Origin of the sequence: Marinobacter sp. LM1 (genome assembly GCF_042763285.1) — a bacterium.
In the GTDB taxonomy this organism is placed as follows: domain Bacteria; phylum Pseudomonadota; class Gammaproteobacteria; order Pseudomonadales; family Oleiphilaceae; genus Marinobacter; species Marinobacter nauticus.
Map to the genome: position 1 here is coordinate 4,156,187 of NZ_CP114373.1, position 16,076 is coordinate 4,172,262.

At 59.8% G+C, this 16,076-nt stretch carries 15 protein-coding genes; 8 read left to right on the forward strand and 7 right to left on the reverse strand.

Annotated features, from left to right (window positions below; all coding sequences use genetic code 11):
• Positions 1-11 precede the first annotated feature (11 nt).
• Positions 12-1,229 carry a signal recognition particle-docking protein FtsY gene (gene ftsY, locus OZ656_RS19380; protein ID WP_379944810.1) on the reverse strand — a complete coding sequence of 406 codons (1,218 nt, stop codon included), beginning with the start codon at positions 1,227-1,229 and terminating at the stop codon, positions 12-14.
• A gap of 204 nt (positions 1,230-1,433) precedes the next feature.
• Here ftsY and rsmD point away from each other — a divergent pair, with 204 nt between their 5' ends.
• Positions 1,434-2,069 (forward strand): 16S rRNA (guanine(966)-N(2))-methyltransferase RsmD, encoded by a 636-nt coding sequence (gene rsmD / locus OZ656_RS19385; RefSeq protein WP_379944811.1) that lies wholly within the window; start codon positions 1,434-1,436, stop codon positions 2,067-2,069.
• Positions 2,070-2,106: 37 nt separating this feature from the next.
• Here rsmD and OZ656_RS19390 read toward each other — a convergent pair whose 3' ends face one another.
• Positions 2,107-3,285 carry an acyl-CoA desaturase gene (locus tag OZ656_RS19390; protein ID WP_379944812.1) on the reverse strand — a complete coding sequence of 393 codons (1,179 nt, stop codon included), beginning with the start codon at positions 3,283-3,285 and terminating at the stop codon, positions 2,107-2,109.
• Between the two features lie 187 nt (positions 3,286-3,472).
• Between OZ656_RS19390 and mutM the strand changes: the two genes are divergently transcribed.
• From mutM to OZ656_RS19420, 6 genes are all read left to right on the forward strand, one after another.
• On the forward strand, positions 3,473-4,285 hold the full coding sequence (gene mutM / locus OZ656_RS19395) for a bifunctional DNA-formamidopyrimidine glycosylase/DNA-(apurinic or apyrimidinic site) lyase (protein ID WP_011787153.1): 813 nt from the start codon (positions 3,473-3,475) through the stop codon (positions 4,283-4,285).
• 176 nt (positions 4,286-4,461) lie between these two features.
• Positions 4,462-4,794 (forward strand): hypothetical protein, encoded by a 333-nt coding sequence (locus OZ656_RS19400; protein ID WP_011787154.1) that lies wholly within the window; start codon positions 4,462-4,464, stop codon positions 4,792-4,794.
• 86 nt (positions 4,795-4,880) lie between these two features.
• On the forward strand, positions 4,881-5,570 hold the full coding sequence (gene yrfG, locus OZ656_RS19405) for a GMP/IMP nucleotidase (protein ID WP_023008694.1): 690 nt from the start codon (positions 4,881-4,883) through the stop codon (positions 5,568-5,570).
• 48 nt (positions 5,571-5,618) lie between these two features.
• On the forward strand, positions 5,619-6,026 hold the full coding sequence (gene hslR / locus OZ656_RS19410) for a ribosome-associated heat shock protein Hsp15 (RefSeq protein WP_011787156.1): 408 nt from the start codon (positions 5,619-5,621) through the stop codon (positions 6,024-6,026).
• A gap of 86 nt (positions 6,027-6,112) precedes the next feature.
• Positions 6,113-6,967: an Hsp33 family molecular chaperone HslO gene (gene hslO / locus OZ656_RS19415; protein ID WP_023008695.1), complete on the forward strand. Its 855-nt coding sequence runs from the start codon at positions 6,113-6,115 to the stop codon at positions 6,965-6,967.
• A gap of 174 nt (positions 6,968-7,141) precedes the next feature.
• A complete protein-coding gene (locus tag OZ656_RS19420; protein WP_153741724.1) occupies positions 7,142-8,677 on the forward strand; it encodes a phosphoenolpyruvate carboxykinase in 1,536 nt (511 codons plus the stop codon).
• Between the two features lie 114 nt (positions 8,678-8,791).
• Here OZ656_RS19420 and OZ656_RS19425 read toward each other — a convergent pair whose 3' ends face one another.
• Together OZ656_RS19425 and OZ656_RS19430 are read right to left on the reverse strand one after the other, a co-directional pair.
• Positions 8,792-10,858, reverse strand: coding sequence for a TRAP transporter large permease subunit (locus OZ656_RS19425; protein ID WP_379944813.1), 2,067 nt, complete (start codon positions 10,856-10,858; stop codon positions 8,792-8,794).
• 25 nt (positions 10,859-10,883) lie between these two features.
• Positions 10,884-11,831 carry a hypothetical protein gene (locus OZ656_RS19430; RefSeq protein ID WP_379944814.1) on the reverse strand — a complete coding sequence of 316 codons (948 nt, stop codon included), beginning with the start codon at positions 11,829-11,831 and terminating at the stop codon, positions 10,884-10,886.
• Positions 11,832-12,197: 366 nt separating this feature from the next.
• Between OZ656_RS19430 and OZ656_RS19435 the strand changes: the two genes are divergently transcribed.
• Positions 12,198-12,470 carry an HU family DNA-binding protein gene (locus OZ656_RS19435; protein WP_011787161.1) on the forward strand — a complete coding sequence of 91 codons (273 nt, stop codon included), beginning with the start codon at positions 12,198-12,200 and terminating at the stop codon, positions 12,468-12,470.
• 39 nt (positions 12,471-12,509) lie between these two features.
• Here the strand turns inward: OZ656_RS19435 and OZ656_RS19440 are convergent, their stop codons facing one another.
• The 3 genes from OZ656_RS19440 to OZ656_RS19450 all read right to left on the reverse strand — a co-directional run bounded on the left by OZ656_RS19440 (position 12,510) and on the right by OZ656_RS19450 (position 16,051).
• Entirely contained in the window at positions 12,510-13,529 is a 1,020-nt protein-coding gene (locus tag OZ656_RS19440) for a putative solute-binding protein (protein ID WP_011787162.1), read from the reverse strand.
• Between the two features lie 192 nt (positions 13,530-13,721).
• The gene (locus OZ656_RS19445) at positions 13,722-15,035 is read right to left on the reverse strand and encodes a dihydroorotase family protein (protein WP_379944815.1); all 1,314 of its coding nucleotides are present in this window, start codon (positions 15,033-15,035) and stop codon (positions 13,722-13,724) included.
• Complete coding sequence (locus OZ656_RS19450) at positions 15,032-16,051, reverse strand: aspartate carbamoyltransferase catalytic subunit (protein ID WP_022991331.1); 1,020 nt, start codon at positions 16,049-16,051, stop codon at positions 15,032-15,034. The genes OZ656_RS19445 and OZ656_RS19450 overlap by 4 nt, the downstream gene beginning before the upstream one ends.
• Positions 16,052-16,076: the final 25 nt, after the last annotated feature.

A 16,076-nucleotide genomic window follows, 5' to 3' on the forward strand; every position in this document is an offset into this window, starting at 1 on the left:
TCTTTACGGCGTCAGTCTTCGAACAACGCATCCACAAAAGTTTCGGCATCGAAGCTGCGCAGGTCTTCGGCCTGTTCTCCTACCCCGATATAGCGGATTGGCAACTGCAGCTGACGGGCGATCGCAAACACAATACCGCCTTTGGCCGTGCCGTCCAGTTTCGTGAGCGTAATGCCGGAGACACCCACTGCCTGCTGGAATACCTGGGCCTGGCTCAGGGCATTCTGACCGGTGCCGGCATCCAGCACCAACATCACCTCATGAGGCGCAGATTCATCCAGCTTCTTCATCACCCGAACGACCTTGGACAACTCGTTCATCAGGTTGTCCTTGTTCTGCAGGCGACCGGCGGTGTCTGCAATCACCACATCCACACCCCGGGATTGAGCAGACTGGATGGCGTCGAAAATTACCGATGCACTGTCTGCGCCGGTATGCTGGGCCACTACCGGAACGTTGTTGCGCTCGCCCCAGACCTGCAATTGCTCAACCGCCGCCGCCCGGAAGGTGTCACCCGCGGCCAGCATGACCGACTTACCCTCGCTCTGGAATTTCTTGGTGAGCTTGCCGATGGTAGTGGTTTTGCCGACTCCGTTCACGCCAACCATCAGGATAACGTATGGCTGTTTACCAGCATCGATCTCCAGCGGCCGGGTCACGTCCTTGAGAAGGCCATGCAACTCATCCCGTAGCGCCTTGCGCAGGGCCTCGCCATCTTTCAGCTGATTGCGTTCGAGTTTCTCGGTCAGGGCGTCGATGATCTCAGAGGTGGCGGTCACACCCACATCGGCCATCAGCAACGTGGTTTCGATTTCTTCCAGCAGATCTTCGTCAATCTTCTTGCCCACCGAGAACAGGTCGGCCAGACCACCGGTCAGGCTGGCCCGGGTTTTCCCCAGACCCTGCTTGATGCGCTCGAAGACACTGACTCGGGTTTCCGGTTCGCGCTCAACCTCAGGCTCCCGCGCCGGAACGGGTTCCGGCGCGGGAGCCGGCTCAACAGCCGGTTGAGCCGCTTCCGGCTCAGTGGCTTCTGCCGCGGGTTCAGGCGGCACTTCAGTTTCGGCCTCCGGTTCCGCTGGCACAGGAGCCGGCCCCCTGGCCACCTCCGGCTTACGCTGAGGTACCGGCTTGGGCCGGGGCGCACGCTTGCGGTTGCCGGCGATATCCAGCACAAAAAACAGAACAAGAAGGGCCAACAGGCCGACTGAAATCCACTCTGCCGTCATAATCTATCCATCTGTCTGAAAAAAGGGCGGGCACAGGCCGCAGGTTCGCGAAGAGGGCACAAGAACCTCAGCTCGCCAAAATAAGTGGAGCATTCTAACAGACTGGCCGGCACAAGTGATGGGGCAGGATTAACCGGTCTCGTGGATTCCGGTACCATAGCCGCAAACATCAGCCATCCATGACTTCCCCGGAGCCTCGCCCCTATGGCACGACGTCCCCCAGCCCGCAAAAAACCCGTCGTCTCACCAGGCAAAGGCTCCGGAACCGGCGAACTGAGAATCATCGGTGGCGACTGGCGCAGCCGGAAACTGCGCTTTCCGGACGCCGGCGGCGTGCGGCCCAGCCCGGCCCGCACCCGGGAAACCCTGTTCAACTGGCTGAACTTCCACCTGGCCGGTAGCCGGTGCCTGGATCTGTTCGCCGGTTCCGGGGCTCTGGGAATGGAAGCACTGTCCCGTGGAGCAGCGCAGGCAACGCTGGTGGACCACACCCCCGCCCTGGCCAAAGCGCTCCGGGACAACCTCCGGCTGCTGGGAACCAGCAAAGGGGATGTCGCCTGCCAGGACGTGGAACAGTTTCTGGCCAGGCGTGACGGCCGGGGCTACGACATCGTGTTTATGGACCCGCCATTCCGGCAAGGCTGGCTGGAACGCCTGATACCGCTACTGGACGCCCAGCAATGGGTGACGCCGGGTGGCTGGATCTATGTCGAGCACGAGAGTGAAAGAGCCTTGCCGGCGGTACCGGCCAGCTGGCATCTGCACCGACAGAAATCGGCCGGCCAGGTCAGCTACTGTCTTTTCCGGGTTGAACAGAGAGAAGAACCGGAAGCCCAATAACAGAGGCTTCCGGCGATGTCCTACAGGCAGGCGAAACTCAACTGGCGGGGCGCAAGGAATACGCCCGCAGGTGGGCGGCAAACTCTTCCAGGTAACGAACACCACTGGCTTCGGCGTCACGACACCACTCCATCAACGCCTGCAGCTTGTCCTGGGGCTTGAGCCCGCGCTGGCGCCAGAGTGCCTGGAGTTCATGACTCTTCTCGTAGATCAGCCTGAGCACTTCGTTGCGCTCCAGCACCGTGTCGAGATGTTCTTTTTCCCGAGGCTTGATCAGGCTGATTTCGCGAGACAGCAATTGCTTGAGCTTGCGATAACGGGGACGAATTTCGTCGTCCATCAACGCTTTCTGCTGTCGCAGCACCGGCTCCATTACTCGCTTGCGATACTGGCGCATGATCACAAAGCGGTTATTGGCGATAGCCTGAACGGTTTCCACGTCCACCGCCTGCTTGCCCGGAACATAATGAGCAATAGGCCGATAGCCTTTCGGCGTCGCCAGACCAAACAGCTGGAACAGACGAATGTAACCCCAACCGATGTCCACTTCGTACCAGCGACGAGACAGCTTGGCCGAATTCGGATAGGTGTGGTGATTATTGTGCAGCTCCTCACCACCAATCAGGATACCCAGCGGCGAGATGTTGCGGGCGTTATCGGCGCATTCGAAATTCCGATAGCCCAGGTAATGGCCGATACCATTGACCACGCCGGCAGCCCATACCGGAATCCACATCATCTGGACCGCCCAGATCCAGATACCGTGCACCCCGAACAGCGCCAGGTTGATCACTGCCATCAAGGCAATACCCAGGGTCTTGTACCGGCTGTAGAGGTTGCGCTCGACCCAGTCTTCCGGGGTGCGCTGGCCATAGCGCTCAAGGGTTTCAGGGGTGGCAGAAGCTGCGTATAACTCGGCGCCCTCAAACAGCACCTTGCGAATACCCAGCACCACCGGGCTGTGAGGATCTTCCTCGGTTTCGCACTTGGCATGGTGTTTACGGTGGATGGCCGTCCACTCTTTGGTGTTCTGGGCCGTGGTCAGCCAGAGCCAGAAGCGGAAAAAGTGCTTGAGGACGGGATGCAGATCCAGCGCGTTATGGGCCGAATGACGATGCAGATAAAGGGTAACGCTGACGATGGTGATGTGTGTCATCACCAGAGTGACCGCGATCAGCTGCCACACAGAAAGGCCCAGAAGACCGTTAAACCACATAGATAATCCTCGAAACTCGATTAACTTCGAAAGGCGATACTGCTGAGGGATGTCGCTGGCACTCGAAGGGGGTGATCGTTAGGCCCACTCTAGCGTACAGGTGTAAGCCTGGACAACCAGGTTTGGCGGCTTTTTTGTTACCGATTACACTGTTTCGTCTCAAAATCTGTCTGTTGGTGGAGGCTCTGTGCCGGAATTACCTGAAGTTGAAACCACCCGTCAGGGCATCGCGCCTCACTGCGAAGGCCAGACCATCCAGCGGGTAATTGTCCGCAACCCCAGCCTGCGCTGGCCGGTGCCGGCGGATCTGGCCGAGCACCTGGAGGGCAAGACCATCCGTGCCGTGGAGCGCAGGGCGAAATACCTGTTCCTGCACCTGGAGACTGGTTCCGTGATTGTCCATCTGGGCATGTCGGGCAGTCTCAGAGTGATCACCGACGACAGCCCCGCCATGACTCACGATCACGTCGAGCTTGTCCTCGGCAATCATCGCCGCCTGCGCTTCAATGACCCGCGACGCTTCGGCTGTTGGCTGTGGACTACCGACTGGAACCGGCATCCACTGATCAGCGCGCTCGGGCCGGAACCCTTATCCGAAGATTTCAACGGCGCCTGGCTTTTTCGCCTGTCCCGGCAGAAACAGACGCCGGTCAAATCCTTCATTATGGACAATCATGTGGTGGTGGGCGTGGGCAATATCTACGCCAACGAAGCCCTGTTCAAGGCCGGCATTCACCCGAAACGGAAAGCCGGCCGCATCAGCCTGGACCGCTATCACAAGCTGGCCGAGGCCATCCGGGAAACCCTCAGCGCCGCCATACTGATGGGCGGCACCACTCTGCGGGACTTCGTCAACAGCGACGGCAAACCGGGGTATTTCGCCCAGTCGCTACTGGTTTATGGCAAGGCGGGAGCGCCCTGCACCGAATGCAACACCCCGCTGAAAGAGATCCGCATGAACAACCGATCGACGGTTTACTGCCCCCGGTGCCAGCGCTGAGATTCCGCAACGGCTCACACTTTTCAACGAAAAACCGTTTGAAATTGAGGCAATATGATTCATAGTTAATGGAGTGCTAGTACCCGGTCGCCGCACGCAGCGCGAACATGCTGGCTCGCAATACAGAGACAGGCGAGCCCTGACCAACCGGGCTGATACGTTCAGGAGAGAATGACATGACCCGCAAGATTTCCCGCACCCTGGTAGCCACCGTCGCAGCCTGCCTGCTGGCATTCTCATCGCTCGGCCATGCCCGTGCCGTGGATGAAAGCCCGTCTGCACTGGCCATGACCGCCGATGCGGTGTTGCTGCGCCCGGCCCTGCTGGCCACAACCATTATTGGTAGTGCTGTGTACCTGGTATCCCTGCCATTCTCGGCGCTTGGCGGCAATGCCGGTGAAGCCGGTGAAGTGCTGGTGGTTGGCCCGGCCAAGGCCACCTTCGTGCGCTGCCTGGGCTGCACCCGCACCGGTCGTAAGTCAGAAACGGTGGAGCAGTCCGACAACTGATTTGGCTTACCGATCCGTAAAATCCCGGCTTGCCACTGGCCGGGATCTAAGGCAGCCTGAAGAAAATTCTTCAGGCTGTTTTGTTTATGGTGGACTGGTCAACCCTCGATACCGTGTTCCTCGATATGGACGGGACACTGCTGGATCTGCATTTCGACAACCACTTCTGGCTGGAGCACCTGCCAAGGCGCTATGCCGAACACTTTGACCTGCACCCAACCGAGGCCCGGGACTACCTGATTCCGATGATTATGGCCGAGCGGGGCTCACTGAACTGGTACTGCACCGATTACTGGAGCGAACGCCTTGCCCTGGACATAACCGGCCTTAAGGCGGAAGTTGGCGACCGCATTGGCTACCGCCCCCATGTAACCGACTTCCTGGCCGCACTGCGCCAGGCCGGACTGCGCTCGGTCATCGTCACCAACTGCCATCCGGATCCTCTGGCCCTGAAACTTCAACGGACCGGGCTGGATCAGCATGTTGATGGCATCGTCTCCAGCCACGAACTGGGCAAGCCCAAAGAGGACCCGGTGTTCTGGCAGGACCTTGCCAGCCGCTCCCCCTATCGCCACCAATCTACCCTGATGGTCGACGACAGTTTCCCGGTGCTTGAGAGTGCCCGTGCCGCCGGTATTGGCCAGTGCCTGGCGATTCTGGCCCCCGATAGCCAGCAGCCAGCCAAAGACCACCACCCGGACATTCCCGGCATTCATCACTTCGATGAAGTGCTGCCTGCCTTACGCTCACATACAGCAGTGCCATCCACCCCATGAGGGGGTTATAATGGGTTATTGCGGCATGTGCCCGACAGGTGAGGAGATATGACGGCGGCGAACGCAGACGATCAGAAAGTCCGGCTCGATAAATGGCTGTGGGCAGCGCGATTCTATAAAACCCGCTCGCTCGCCAAAGAGGCGATTGAAGGCGGCAAGGTGCACTACAACAGCCAGCGCACCAAGCCCGGCAAGATCGTTGAGACCGGCGCCAAAGTGACCCTGCGCCTGGGCTGGCAGGAAAAGATCGTGATCGTCGACGACATCAGCGACCGACGCCGGGGCGCCCCTGAAGCCCAGAAGCTCTATCACGAAACCGACGACAGCGTGAAACGGCGGGAAGACCTGGCCTGGCAACGCAAGACCATGCAGGCTGCACAGCTGCCCCCGGCTCGAAGGCCGAGCAAGAAAGATCGCCGGGATATCCAGCGCTTCCGGGAACAGAATGGTCTGTAACCATTGAATCCCACGTATCTGACAACCCGTATACAACCCCTTTCAGTAACTCCCAGTAAATCGATACATCAGCTCCAGGAGACACCATGGCATCCCGCGACCAGTTCCAACGTTTTCTCTTTGAACACAGCCAGGTGCGGGGTGCCTGGGTACAGCTGGGCGAGAGTTTCAAGGAAATCACCGGCCAGGCCCCCTACCCGGATTCAGTCCGCGAGCTGCTGGGAGAATCCCTGGTAGCCAGCGTACTGATGAGCAGCACCCTGAAATTCAAAGGCACCCTCTCGCTGCAGGCAGCGGGTGAAGGTGCCCTCAGCACACTCATGGCCGAATGCAGCCATGACCGCCATATCCGTGGCCTGGCCCGCTTTGATGCCGATGCGGTCAGCGGCGAAACCCTGCACGAGTTGCTCGGACAAAGCCGCATGGCCATCACCATCACCCCGGAACAGGGCCAGCGCTACCAGGGCGTGGTGCCACGGGAATCAGAAACCCTGGCCGGCTGCCTGGAAGAGTACTTCGAGCGCTCCGAGCAGATCGCCACCAGCCTGTTCCTGTTTGCCAACGAGGATACCGCTGCCGGCCTGTTACTCCAGCGCCTGCCCGGCCATACCGATGACGACGATGACCTGTGGAACCGGGTGAACCACCTTGCCGCGACGATCGAAGCCGAGGAGCTACTCACCCTGGACAGTGAAACCCTGCTGCACCGGCTGTTCCACGAGGAAACGGTGCGCCTGTTCGAGCCGGATCCGGTTGCCTTCCGCTGCAGCTGCTCCCGGGAGCGCACCCTGGCCGCGCTGGAAGCCATCGGCAAGGACGAGTGCTACAGCATCCTCGACGAACAGGGCAGCATCAACATGGACTGCCAGTTCTGTCACGCAAACTATCGCTTTAATAGAAATGACATTGATCACCTTTTCACCGGCCATACGTTACACTAAGCAGTCACTGAACTTGCCCGGAAGCCGCCTCTGGCGCGGCTTTCAGGGCAGTCGTTTTTTGCAGGCGTCTCTGGCATAATAGCGCGCCTGAATTGACCCGATTGTTCAGTTTTCCGTCAATTTTCGGGGGGACGGCCTGGGCAATCACGAAGACATCCCGAGGGCGAGGTCGAAGTGAGCAACACTTATAATGATCTGAGTACAGCACGACTGGTCGAGCTGGCATTAGCAAGGAACGAAGGCCAGCTGGCATCCAACGGTTCACTGGTGGTCACCACCGGTGAGCGTACCGGCCGGTCTCCTATGGACCGCTTTATCGTCGAGGAGCCCAGCACCGCCGACGACATCCATTGGGGTCCGATCAACCGCCCGTTCGATGCTGAAAAGTTCGATGCCCTGTGGGATCGCGTTGAAGCCTACATCGCTGAAAAAGACCGCTTCGTCTCTCACGTTCACGTTGGTTCCGACCCGGAACACTACCTGCCGGTAAAAATGACCACGGAAACGGCGTGGCAGAACCTGTTCGGCCGCAACCTGTTCATTCGCCCGGATAGCTTCAACCCGGCCGACAAGCAGGAATGGCAGATTCTCAACGCCGCTAATTTCGAGTGTGTACCGGAGCGTGATGGCACCAACTCCAACGGTTGCGTCATCATCAACTTCGCCAAGCGCAAGGTGTTGCTGGCCGGCATGCACTACGCAGGCGAAATGAAGAAAGCCATGTTCTCGGTTCAGAACTTCCTGCTGCCCGAGAAAGACGTTCTGCCCATGCACTGCTCAGCCAACGTCAGTGAAACCGGCGAGACCTGCCTGTTCTTCGGCCTGTCCGGCACCGGCAAAACCACCCTGTCTGCAGACCCGCACCGGTTCCTGATCGGTGACGACGAGCACGGCTGGGGCCCGGGCACCGTATTCAATATTGAAGGCGGTTGCTACGCCAAGTGCATCGACCTGAGCCAGAAGAACGAACCGATCATCTGGGACGCCATCCGTTTCGGCGCCATCGTTGAGAACGTGATGATTGATCCGGAGACCCGCGAGCCGGACTACAACGACGTTTCACTGACTGAAAACTCCCGCTGCGCCTATCCGCTCGAGCACGTCGAAAAGCGCGTGATCGAGAACCGTGCCGGTGAGCCCTCGCACATCATCTTCCTGACCTGCGACATGACCGGCGTTCTGCCTCCGGTATCCATCCTGAGTCGTGAAGCGGCTGCGTACCATTTCCTGAGTGGCTACACCGCGCTGGTGGGCTCCACCGAAATGGGCTCATCCTCGAAGCTGAAGTCCACCTTCTCCACCTGCTTTGGTGCGCCGTTCTTCCCACGCCCGGCCGGCGTCTACGCCGAGCTGCTGATGAAGCGTATCGACGAGTTCGGCAGCAAGGTATTTCTGGTCAACACCGGCTGGACCGGTGGCCCCTACGGTGAAGGCAAGCGCTTCAGCATCCCGACTACTCGCGCCATCATTGCCGCCATCCAGAACGGCGACCTGGACGACGTGGAAACCGAGCACCTGGATGCCCTGAACCTGGATGTACCCAAGCATGTCCCGGGCGTAGACACCGAGCTGCTGAACCCGCGCAACACCTGGGTCAGCCCGGACTACTACGACGGCAAGGCCCAGGAGCTGATTGCCCAGTTCGTGGAGAACTTCAAGAAGTTCGACGTGGCCGATGCCATTGTTGAAGCGGGCCCGAAAGCCGGCTAAAGCCGCTTTCCCACTGCAAAAAAAGCGCCTTGCGAAAGCTCGGCGCTTTTTTTTGTGCCTTTGGTTTGAGAACACAGACCAGACAGGCCGCCGGGGCGGCCTCGGGCAGAGAAATCAGTTGGCGTAGAACAGCAACGGCACAAAGGCCACCAGTACCAGAGAAATACCCATGGCAATCAGTGGCATGATGATGCGTTCGTGGCGCTGGTAGAAGGTTCCACCTTCCTGCTGGGCCGCCAGCACCTCAGCCTCGCCCACCACCTGGCGGGTGAGCAGATGGTTCAGGGCCACAGGCGGGCTCAGGTAGCCAAGCTCGAAGGCTACCAGCGTCACCATCCAGAAATGCACCGGGTGAATACCGCTGGAGTAGGCTATGGTCGCCACCGTTGCGGTTACCAGAATCACCGCCCCGAAGGCGTCCATGATCATCCCCAGAATCACCAGGATCACTACCATCAGCAGCATGGCAGACCAGGGACTGTCGAACGCCTGAGGGAAAGTTTCCATGATGTGGGAGCGCTCGATCACACCACCAATGCTCACCGACAGCCCCAGCAGCAACAAAAGGGCGCCAATCTCAGCGGTGGTATCGTTGGTCGCGCCACGAACGCTGCGCTCCAGCCCCTGGTGATTGATCTCACCGGACGCCCGGCCCCGGCCATTGTTCAGGCTGATATGCTCATATACCAGAATGGCCAGCATGATCACCGGCAGCAACCGGGGCGCCGAAAATTCGTCCATCTTCACATCCAGGGCAAGCCGGTAGAACAGCACTACGGCAGCGATCACGATCACATAGGGAATCAATGGCCGCAAAGCCTGAATGGACGCCGGAAAGGCATCGGCCGCCGGGGCAAGGTCAAACTGGCTCTGCCGGTTCACCGTGAGAGCCACCATCGCAAACATGGTGGCGGTCAGTACGAATACCCAGATGCCCCAGCCAAACAACTCATCGGTCGTCACCTCTCGGTTCAGGTAGGCAATCACCACCACCAGCAGACACGGCCGCAATACCACACCCAGGGAGCCCGACATGGCCGTGGCCGCCAGGGCCAGATGTCTGCGCGCGCCCGCCGCTCGGAGCTCACTGTAGATAACAGCACCGGCAGCAATCACAAAAATACCGGAAGCACCGGTATAGGCGGTAGGCACCGCCGCCACCAGAACGGCCACCACCGCCAGCATCTCCGGCGGCATACGCCAGGGCCGGAAAATATTGAAAACCAGAGTCGCCAGGCGGGTCTGTTTCAGCATCATGCCCACCCACACGTACAGCCCGACATTCAGGAACATGTCGGCCAGTTCCATCATCTTGCCCAGATAGATCCCGATACCGGAGGAATGACCGATCAGCGCGAAGTAAGTACCTGAAATCAGACACATCACGGTATAAAGCGGAACCGACAGAAACGCCTGATTCAGATTGCCCCCCGGCGCCAGATTGTCGGGCACGCGGAACAGGCGATAGAGGCTCGCCAGCGTCAGGCAGGCAAAGCCGACAATCCAGAAATTGTGCAGCAGCAGCTCCTCACCGGATACGGCGGTGCTGCTGGCCAGGCTGGATTGCCGGAAGATCACTGACGAGCCCAGCAACATGGCGTTGGCAATGGTTTGCAGGGTATAGGAGACGGTGTAGTCCAACCGGGTCTCCATGGCTCGCATGGCAATGTGATGGCGGGTGAGTGTGGCGGTCACCGCACACAGCATCACCAGAATCACCAGAACATAGCGTTGGGCTGTGAGCCCGAACGCGATCAGGTCGGCTACAAAAAGCTCTACCGCCCGATAGGCTTTCACACCGGGAGTCAGTTTGTCCTGCAGGTCTTCGTAACTGGCGTGAGCGGCCCGGCAATCCGCCACCGAGCGCTCTATGGCAAGACGAACTTCCCGGGGATCTTTTTCATGGGCGCCAAGCAGTGCTGCCATCGGGTCGTCTGCCGGCGCTTGCTCAGCCAGTTCCCGAGCGACCTCTGCCTCAATATCCCGGTTGAGGTCGCACTCCGGTTGTACCGGGTCGATGCGCAGCTTGTAATAGCCACTCCAGAGCTGCTCACCAGCGCGCAACATCTGGTTATGAATATCACTGCTGGTGGAGAACAGAACCACAGCCAGCAACAACAGACAGGCCGGCAGCGATGAAAACCACTCCAGACCACTACGACGAAAACCACCCTGGGGCATATCGGCTTACTCGGCTTGATGATGGTTACAACAGGTCGTCCAGATCCATGGTCTCGACCGGTTCACGCTGGTCATCCCAGAAAGCACCGAACTGCCCGATGGGGGTGCGGTGACCGGTGTTTTCCACCCACAGCCGATCCGAAATCGCCACCAGCATATTGGTCGCCATGGCATCCACAAACCGCCATTCCTCGTTAGCCGGATTGGCCTCAAGGGATTCAGCATGGTCGCGGATAACCGACTTCACCAGGGCTTCATCATTCTTGTTCATGGCCGCAATGGCCTGGAACACATGGCCCAGTCGGACGCCAGCTTCCTCGCCCTGCTCCGCGGCAATGGCCAGGCGCTCGAAGGCATCTTCACCCTGGGGCTGGGTTCCCGGGATCATGGCCCAGACCGTGGCACGCAGGCCCATGGGGGCGCCCCACCATTTCTTGTTATCCAGACACTGGGTAGCACGGCCCACCACGGAGCCGGTATTGAACGGAACGCCCACCGAGGAAGTGGCCTGGATCTGGGCGTTAAGCGCCTGCAGCCCGGACAGCAAACCGGCCATGTACATGAACTCGTCCATGTCATCGTCGAAATTCGGGCACTCGCTTTCGTCCGGGTTGCCATAGTGGCTGTTATGGTGCTGCCAGCCTTTCAGATAGCGGCGGGCGGCCAGCGTATGGGCGCGCTTCTGGCGAATAAAGGCGTCTTCCGCCGCGGTCGCGTCCATGGCGTACATGGCGGCCAACCCTGCCAGCTCATGCTCCCTGGCCTGCTCTTCCGCACAACTGCCTGAAGACAGGTAAAGCATGACAGCCAGTTGGTCTGGCTCACTGGTTACCCGACCAAACGACATCAACAGCGGCGCGGTAGCCTCGCTCATGGAGCAGCCCATAGCCAGATCGTCCGACTCCATGAGGTAGGGGACGGTATGGTTGCGGGAGAAGCCCTTCATGACATCCCCCGTGGTCTTGTAGATCATGTTATTGACCGCCCCGCAGCCGCTCAGCAAGAGACCGGCAGTCAACGCCGCCGCCATGCCGCGAAGCCCAGATGATGTTGTCGGGGATCTCCGGAAACCCTTCATACCTTTCAACCTTTTGTTCTTGTGTTTTGTCCAGACGATGGGGGCGGACTGCACCGTTTGTTACAGTCTGTAACCGGCGTTCATTATGACGAACTCCGCCCCGGGTTTATGAGACCGATCCCGCAAATGACGCCTCCGGGAACATATCGTTACCGAAGAAGGTTTGCAGATTCAGCCCAAAGCCACTATAGATTGCTTCAGCCTCCGGCCTGGCCGGGGCAATAACCAACAACAATCAGAACGAATAATCAGGAGTATCCGATGCGCAAACCTGAACTTGCTGCTGCCATTGCCGACAAAACCGGGCTTACCCGGGAAAAGGCCGGAGAGGTAATCAACGCGTTTACCGACCAGGTATCGGCGGCTGCCGCGCGGGGAGAGGACGTGACACTGATCGGTTTCGGCACCTTCAATATCCGCAGCCGGGAAGCCCGCAACGGACGCAACCCGCAAACCGGCGCAAGCATCCAGATCCCTGCCAGCAAGACCGTGGGTTTCAAGGCCGGCAAGGCCCTGAAAGACGCCATCCGCTGATCACCTGCGGCCCGCTCTGTATGCGGGCCGCTCAGTGCCTCAGGAGGCGCACTCCGAACGGGAGCCATCCACCCGACAGCGAATCGCCTTCATCAACTTGATGGCGCGCTCGTCATAGACCCCGTCCTCCAACAGTGAAAGACGAACCTGGCGCAGCATCTTGTCGTACTCGGCCACATCTTCCCGGGGCGGGTGCATCCAAACCTCGGCAGGAATCCCGGACTCCGCTTCCGCAATGATCTCGTAGGCCTGATCAATCCGCTTGATGGACTCATCCCGAACCATCTGGCCGGCGTCTTCCGGAAAACGGTCGCGATGAATAATGACCTGGAAGTTCATGTACGCCAGGGCATACTTGAACACCCCACCCTTGGAATTAACGCCCTTATAGAGTTCCAGAGGCTGATAGGCCACGGCTGGTGCATAGGCCAGGTCGACACTGCCATTATTGAACTTGCCGGCAAAGTTGGCGGAGTTGGAGCCAACCACCGATGCGCCGACATGACGGACCATGCGCACCGAGGCCGAGTCGTAATCCAGCGTTGCGATGCGTTTGCCCTGGAGTTTCTCGACCGAATCAATGGCCCGGTCGCGGGTATACAGGTAAATGGCCCCGGCAGGAAAGACACCGGCTACCTCATAGGGCCCGTCAACCAGGAACGGCCGGGCCTTGGGCTGGCTCAGGGTGTTGTACAACAGGCGCATTTCTTCTTCACCCGGCACTGCCCCCATGGCTTCGAGGCTACCGGTAAACTTGTTGAATTCCCGGGCACGGGTGCCGGTCAGCAACACGGCATCGCACTGACCGGCCTTGAAGTCTTCGGCCGCTACTTTTTCATCGGTGTAGGCACGCAGTTCCAGCTTGATGCCTCGCTTGAGGGCCACCGGCTGGAACTCCTTGGTAATGGCAAACAGCGGGCCATTGGCACCAACCGGGTCAAACACACAGAAACTGCGCTCAAGGATTTCATCCTGGGCCTGAACCAGGGAGGGTGCCACCACGCTGGCACACAGGACGGCCGCCATGGCGAGCCGGCGGGAAAAGCGGATTGATTTCACGGGATGACTCCTGAGTTTTTATTGTCGGGCCGGTCACATCCGGGTGACTGGCTCTCGTATTCTATGACCTGACCGTAGAGGGTCAGGTCATAGAATACGTTGGCTCAGGTGCCTGCCATCAAGGGTTTTTCAGCAAAACCGGCGAGTTCTGTGATGATGTCGACAGAGGCGGAGCCACCTCTGCCTCATTTTTCAAAGTGGTGTTCCGGGAGCCTGCCAGGCGGTGCGACCTGCCACCAGGGTGAGTTTCACCTCCCCTGGCAGGGCTCGTTCCAGAACCGGAGCGTGCCGCCCAGCCGACAGCAGCGTTGCTGCGGAAGGCTGCCAGTGGCCATCCGGGTCAAACAGGCAAAGATCAGCGGCAGCCCCGGCCGTCAGAGCCACTTCCCGGCCCAGCACAGCCGCCGGCCCGGCGGTCAGTGCCCGCAGCAAATCCGGCAGCTCCAACTCATGATTCTGTACCAGCTCCAGACCCAGGGACAGCACGCTCTCGATGCTTGACAGCCCGGGCTCGGTCGCGGGCAGCGGGGCCTGCTTGGCCGCGGAATCATGGGGCTGATGCTGACTCACAATTGCATCGATAACGCCGTCCCGCACACCGGCCACCAGCGCCTGACGGTCGGATTCTCCGCGCAGGGGAGGCCGGACATGAAAACGACTGTCGAAGCCGGCCAGGGCCGACTCGGTGAAGACCAACTGGTGCATGGCAACATCGGCGGTAACCTTCACGCCGCGATCCCGGGCCTGGGCCAGCATCTCGACGCTGCGGGCGCAGGACAGCTGGCTCAGGTGCAGGCGCACCCCGGTCTCTTCTGCCAGCAGTAGCATTTCCATAACCGCGGCCGTTTCGGCCACCTCGGGAATACCCAGTAGCCCCAGACGCGTGGTGACCTGGCCATCATGGGCGTAGCCATCGGCCGCCAGTGCCGTATTTTCCGGACTGAACATCACGGTCAGTCCGAAGGTCTGGGCATAGGCCATACACCGGCGCAGAATGCGGGCATTGCGCACGCCCCGGGATCCATTGCCGACCGCCACGCAACCGGCTGCTTTCAGGCCGGCCATATCACTGAGCATATCGCCATCAAGGCCACGGGTGATGGCACCGATCGGCAGCACCCGAACCACACCTCGGGAGGCCACGCTGTCGAGAATCAGATTGGTCACGGCACCGGAATCATTGACCGGCGAGGTTTCCGGCGAGGCACAGACCGTGGTGAAACCACCATGGGCGGCGGCTCGTGTTTCCGAGGCAATATTGCCCTTCTGGCCATTGCCCGGCTCCCGGAGATTACAGCACAAGTCGATAAAACCGGGCGCGATCACCTGCCCGGCGGCGTCCAGTGTTGCGGCGCTCTCGGCTGCCTGGGCCTGCTCTCCAACCGCCTCTATGCGACCATTACGCACCAACAGCCCCGGGTTACTGATCAACCCCTTGCCCGGCTCAAACAACTGCCCGCCGGTCAGTTTCAGGCCGCCCTCATTCCAGTTCGCTGATGCTGTCATGCCCGGCCCTCCTGCTGTTCCTGCTGTCTTTGCTGACGCTCCGCCATCTGACCGCCCATGGCCATGGACATCACCGCCATCCGGATAGCAATACCGTTGGTGACCTGATTAAGAATGACCGACTGGGGCCCATCGGCCACTGCCGACTCAATCTCGACCCCGCGGTTGATCGGGCCCGGATGCATGACGATGCAATCGGGCTTTGCCAGCCCCAGCTTTTCCTGATTCAGCCCGTACAGACGGTAAAACTCACGTTCACTGGGTAGCAGGGCACCTTCCATGCGCTCCTTCTGAAGCCTCAGCATGATCACCACATCCAGGTCTTTCATGCCCCGGGCCATATCGTATTCCACGGTACAGCCAAGATCCTCGACATCTCTGGGCAGCAGCGTGCCGGGAGCAATCACCCGCACCTCTTCCGCGCCCAGCACATTCAAAGCACGAATCTGCGAGCGCGCCACCCGGGAGTGCAGCACATCCCCGACAATGGCAACTTTCAGGCCTTCGAATCGGCCCTTGTGCTGACGGATGGTCAGCATGTCCAGCATCGCCTGGGTGGGATGGGCGTGACGGCCGTCACCGGCATTGATGATGGCAACGCCCGGGGTCACACTCTCGGCTATGAAATGCGGCGCGCCGCTCTGGGAATGACGCACTACGAACATATCCGAAGCCATGGCCTCCAGATTAAGCAGGGTATCGGACAGGGATTCACCCTTGGAGGTAGCTGAGGTAGAAATATCCAGGTTCAGGACGTCGGCAGACAGGCGCTTGGCCGCGAGTTCGAACGTACTCCTGGTCCGGGTACTGGATTCAAAGAACAGGTTGACTACGGTGCGGCCTCTGAGAAGGGGCACTTTCTTGATACTTCTTTCTCCCACCTCAATAAAGGAGTCGGCGGTGTCGAGAATATCCGTGAGCAGTGGCTGGCCCAGGCCATCCAGCGTCAGGAAATGCCGCAACTGACCATCCCGGGTCAGCTGCAAGTGGTTCGGGGAAGGGTCGTTCGCGGTCATGGCTCGCCTGTTATCAGTTGGGAAG